We start from the raw sequence: 2,850 nt of genomic DNA, 5'->3' as shown, positions 1-2,850 counted from the left end.
GTCACCATCTGCGACCCGGCCTGCGGCACCGGCGGCATGCTCGCCGAAAGCCAGAACTGGATACGCGCCCACAACGAGCACGCCACGGTCAAGGTCTACGGCCAGGACTACAATCCGCGCTCTTACGCCGTGGCCGCCTCCGACCTGCTGATCAAAGGCCATCGCGACAGCCGTATTGAATACGGCAACACCTTGACTAACGACCAATTCGACGGCATGCGCTTCGACTACCTGCTGGCCAACCCGCCCTTCGGCGTGGACTGGAAGGGGGAAAAGAAGGAGATCGACCGCTGGCCCAACTTTCGCGGCTACACCGGCAAACTGCCCCGGGTCAACGACGGGGCGCTACTCTTTCTGATCCACATGATCGCCAAGTTCCAGCCGTGGCAGAAAGACAACCGCGACAAGCCCGGCTCGCGCATCGCCATCGTCTTCAACGGCTCGCCGCTCTTCACCGGCGGCGCAGGCAGCGGCGAAAGCGAAATCCGCCGCTGGATCATCGAACACGATTGGCTGGAGGCTATCGTCGCCCTGCCCGAGCAGATGTTCTACAATACCGGGATCGGAACTTTTATCTGGGTGCTCAGCAACCGGAAAAAAAGCCACCGCAAGGGCAAGATTCAGCTGATCGACGCCCGCGACCGCTGGATGCCGATGAAACGCAGTCTCGGCAACAAGCGCCGCTGGCTGGACGAAAAGGCGATCGATGAAATCACCCGAGAGCATGGCGCGCTGGCCGAATCCAAGACCAGCAAAGTTTTCGACAACCCCGACTTCGGCTACCGCCGTGTCACCATCCTGCGGCCACTGCGCCTGAAATTCCAGATCACCCAGGAGGCCAAGGAACGCTACCTCAACACCTATCCCGAACTACTCGACGCCGTGCTGGCCATCGAAGAGGTGTTCGGCAATGAACCGCATGACGATTGGAACCAGGTCTGGGACAAGGTGCAGAAGATCGTCAAACATTTGCCCGACGATGTCGAAGGCTGGGCAAAAGGGACCAAGGGCACGGCGCAGAAAAAGGCCTTCCGCGACGCCTTTACCGAGATCGACCCCGAGGCGGAACCAGTGATTGCCAAGGTGCACAAGGAAGCCGCGCTGGATCTTAAAGCACTGTTTCCCGGCCAAGCCCTGCCCGACCTTGTACCGGATGAATTGAAATCCCTGCTGGGGCTGAACCCGGCGGGAAAGGGCAAGTGGGTCGAGTATGAAGCCGACGCCAACCTGAAGGATTTTGAAAATATCCCCCTCAAGGAAGACGTGCTCAGTTATGTGCTGCGCGAGGTGCGTCCCTATGTAGCGGACGCCTGGATCGACCGCGAAACCCTGGACGAGCAGGATGGTGGCATCGGCAAGGTTGGCTATGAGATTAATTTCAACCGCGAGTTTTTCCAGTACAACCCTCCAAGGCCATTGGCCGAGATCGATGCGGAACTGGAGGCGGTGGAGAAGCGGATCATGGAGTTGCTGCGAGAGGTGACGGAGTGATGGTGGCCTCACGCAAAGACGAGAAGACGCGAAGAAATAATTGGGAAACGATACCGCTGCGTTATATTTGCGAGCTCAATCCTTCCGTTCACTTCGAGGGTTTCGAGGAAGATGACGAATTGACCTTCCTGCCCATGGACAGGGTTAAGAGCGGCTATTTTCTTCCGAATACTGACAAGTTTTCAAAATACGCATCTTCCTACAACGCCTTCGAAGAGGGCGATATTATCCTTGCGAAGGTCACACCTTGTTTTGAAAACGGTAACATTGCGATCGCTAAAAATCTTGAAGGAGGCAAGGGGTTCGGTAGTTCGGAGCTTTTTGTCATAAGGCCTACGAAGGTCAATCGTAAATTTCTCTTCTACTATTTCCAGTCTTCGGCATTTAAGCAGGAGGGCGAAGCCTCCATGACGGGTGCAGGAGGCCTCAAACGTGTATCTCCCGACCTGCTGCGCCAACATCACTTGCCTTTTCCCGAGGAACAAACCCAACGCCTGATCGCCGACTACCTCGACCGTGAAACCGCGCGCATCGATTCGCTGGTGGCGGAAAAGGAAAAGATGCTGGCCCTGCTGGAGGAAAAGCGCGCCGCCCTTATCAGCCATGCCGTCACCCGCGGCCTCGATCCCACCGCCCCACTCAAACCCTCCGGCCTCGACTGGCTGGGGGATATCCCGGCGCATTGGGAAACGCGACCCATTAAATTTTGTGTCGCCCCCCAAAAGGATGCAGTCAAAACGGGACCGTTTGGCAGTCAGCTTGTCGCATCAGAAATGGATCAAGGAACTATAAAGGTTTACAACCAGAAGAATGTTATTCAAAAAGAGCTCTATTCTGGAGACAACTACATTACGGAAGACAAATTCGAAGAACTAAAAGCTTTTTCAATTTTTCCTGGCGACATTTTGGTTACGACCAGGGGCACAATCGGCAGATGCGCAATCGTACCTGATGATGCAGAGGTGGGAATATTGCATCCTTGTTTGATGCGAATTCAGGTCAATGCCAGTGTAGTCTTACCTGAATACTTGGCTTTGTTAATTCAAGATGGGCATATCGTATTACTTCAGCTTAGAGTATTGAGCAACGCGACAACAATTGAAGTTATTTATTCAGAATCCCTAAATTCCGTCATCATCCCTGTACCACCAATGGACGAGCAGAAGACCATATTGAAAATAATAACGGTTAAAAACAATGTGATAAACAATGCGATTACTGAAGTTCGCAATATGGCCGGAATCGGCGGCAGTTCATTGTTGGTCCCGGGATCCAGCATACGCTTCCACTCTCGCTCTGAGCTTTTGCCCTGCCTTGAACGTCACGACGCGGCGTTCGGTGATCGGAATCTCTTCTCCG

General features: G+C 54.3%; 1 protein-coding gene and 2 pseudogenes. 2 read left to right on the top strand and 1 reads right to left on the bottom strand.

The genetic code is table 11. The features are described from left to right. A partial coding sequence (locus tag ABJK70_RS22965) for an N-6 DNA methylase (RefSeq protein WP_347259251.1) occupies nt 1–1,491 on the top strand: 1,491 nt, incomplete at its 5' end. Further along, a pseudogene (locus ABJK70_RS22960) lies at nt 1,491–2,630 on the top strand (restriction endonuclease subunit S); the annotation flags it as partial. The gene ABJK70_RS22965 and the pseudogene ABJK70_RS22960, both read left to right, overlap by 1 nt. A 114-nt stretch (nt 2,631–2,744) precedes the next feature. On the opposite strand, the pseudogene ihfA reads toward ABJK70_RS22960, so the two are convergent. Continuing rightward, nucleotides 2,745–2,850: pseudogene (gene ihfA, locus ABJK70_RS22955) on the bottom strand (integration host factor subunit alpha); the annotation flags it as partial.

Source organism: Methylocaldum sp. (assembly GCF_039794385.1).
In the GTDB taxonomy this organism is placed as follows: Bacteria; Pseudomonadota; Gammaproteobacteria; order Methylococcales; family Methylococcaceae; genus Methylocaldum.
The sequence above is the reverse complement of the archived record's forward strand: the minus strand, read 5'-3'. Positions and strand labels throughout refer to the sequence as shown.